The 2,302-nt window shown below is 70.2% G+C and carries 2 protein-coding genes; both read right to left on the bottom strand.

Annotation, left to right across the window (positions count from 1 at the left end):
• Positions 1-159: 159 nt before the first annotated feature.
• Positions 160-609 carry a hypothetical protein gene (locus ACWCV3_RS28755; protein ID WP_451230239.1) on the bottom strand — a complete coding sequence of 150 codons (450 nt, stop codon included), beginning with the start codon at positions 607-609 and terminating at the stop codon, positions 160-162.
• A 280-nt stretch (positions 610-889) separates the two neighbouring features.
• Positions 890-2,302: hypothetical protein (locus ACWCV3_RS28750; protein ID WP_451230236.1), on the bottom strand; the 1,413-nt coding region annotated here is incomplete at its 5' end.

Genomic DNA, 2,302 nt, shown 5'->3' with positions numbered 1-2,302 from the left:
CGGTACCAGGTGCCCGGCGTGCCCAGCACACCCCGGTCGTCGGACAGGCTTTCCAGCTTGATTCCGGAGCGCAGCGACTCGGTGGTCCAGTTCATCGGTTTCTCCTTCGATCGGTTCCGATGAATTAACTAAACCATCAGACCGGCGACCGCGCAACCCCTACGCGGCGAACCGGTAGCCGGTCTGGTCGCCCCGGTCGTCCCGCGCCAGCGCGCCCCGGTCCACGAGGCTGCCGAGCACCATGTAGACCCAGGACCGCGAGCGGCCCGCCATCGGCGGGATGTCCCGGAAGTGCCGGATCGTCACCCACTCCACGCCGGCCGCCCGCAGCGCCTCCAGCCGGGCCTCCACGAGGGCCTGCGCCTCGGCCTGCGGGAGCCGTTCCGGGGGCCCCATGGACGCGCCGTCAGGGGCGGTGGCGACGGCCTCCAGCCGGGCCGTGAGCCGGTGCGCTGCGGCATCCCGGCGGGCCTGGCCGAGGGAGCCCCGGAGCACCCCGGGAAGGACTTCCTGAGCGACCTCCAGGCCGTGCAGGGCGCACAGCGGGACGGGCTTGGTGATGACGGGGTCGGCGGTGCAGCGGGCCGCGCAGCGGGCTTCCTTGCTCATGTCAGTGATCCTTTGTCAGAGTTCCTTGGTCTGTCGGACGACGGCCCCGGCGAGAGAGAACCAAGGCCGCTGATCGGCGCGGTTTCCGACCGACAACCGACTGACGCCCCGAGATGATCAGTTCGGTATCCCGACTGACGGGGCGACACATCCGACACAGTCAGTGTGCCCCACCGAGTGACGTTCCGACACCTGCCCGGCACCCCGGCAAACGAAGGGGGCAGGCGCCCGGTCGACTGCCCCGGACACCCGCCCCGACGGCGGCTCTGCTGCGGCCCCGTCAGCCGGCCGCCGCCTCCGCGTACGCGCTCTCCCCGACCGCGTAGACAGCGCGCGGACTGCCCGGGTTGAGCCGGGTCAGCATTCCGATCTCCGCCAGCCGCTCCAGCTCGTCGTACACCCAGCCACGGGACCGGCCGACCAGCTCCGGGATGTCCTCCAGCGCGGCGAACGTCACCTCCCTCTCGCCGCTGTCCGCGAGGATGCGGACGCGGTTCAGCAGCTCCGCCCGTGCGTCCTCGGTGCTCATCCGCTCGCGTACCGGCTCGGCGAAGGTGACCAGCGGGCCGCGCGGGGCGGCCAGCGGCACCGACGCGTCGATGCCCTCGGAGCTGGTCAGGTCCAGGTCGCTGACCTGCGCGAAGTCGTCGTCCACAGTGCTCTCCGATTCCTGCTCCACGGCGGGTTCCTGCGCGTCGTCCACGACGCCCTCGGCGAGGATCCGGTACGAGCCCGGGTCCAGTTCGGCCCAGAACGGGCGGGTGACCTCGATCATCTCGGCGCGGTCGGCTGCCTTCACGCGCGGCACCCGGCCCTCGACCGGCCAGTGCGTCTTGTCCGTGCCCGTGACCTCGGCATACAGCGAACCGGGCGCGTTGTTCGCCCACTTCGTCGGGTCGGCGCCGGCCTCCAGCGTCTCGGCGTCTAGGGCGTATTTGGCGTCCTGGTACTCCTTCTGGCCGTGGGCGAGGGACTGCACGAGCTGACCTCGGGTTTTGCGGGGGACGTTGTCGTGCGGCATGGTCTGCGCGGAGGCGCAGAAGTGCACGCCGACACTCCGCAGCTTGCGCAACGCCTCGTCGGCCTCCTCGTCCACCACCGTCAGCACGTCGGTGGCTTCTTCGATGTCCAGGAAGATTGCCGGAACACGGTGCAGCGTCCACAGCTCAGGCACCCACTGCTTGTAGCCCTTGCCGCCATCTGCCCTGGTCAGCGCACCGAACAGACCGGCGCGGTACTCGATGAGCGGGATGAGGTTGCGTACCAGTTGCTCGGTGGCCTCCCGGGTCGTCGCGGCCAGCCCCAGCACCTCGGCGATGTCGCCGAAGGACTGCTGGAACTTCGCAGGGTCGCCGACGACCGGCACGACGTCGATGCGCTCGCGCATCTGGAGAATCGCCGTGCAGATGGTCTCCGTCTTGCCCGCGCCGGACACTCCGGTGCACTTCGTGTGGGCCAGCGGCCTGGGGTTTTCGTCGTCATCGGAGCCGACGATCCACCAGTTGATGTCCGAGCCGTCGGTGCGCCCGCCGAGCCAGATCGGGTGGTCCGCGATGGACGTCCCGAGGTGGCGCGGGCCGGTCCAGACGGCCGGCTTCGTTTCGCCGGCCGGACGGGTGAACGCGAGGTCCACCTGACCTTCGTGACCAGGCACTTTGAGCACCTTGACCTGGTCGGCGCCAACACCGGCAAC

The sequence above is a fragment of the Streptomyces sp. NPDC001781 genome, from assembly GCF_053596035.1.
Note: the sequence above shows the minus strand (reverse complement) of the source record. Positions and strands in the feature narration are given on the sequence as shown.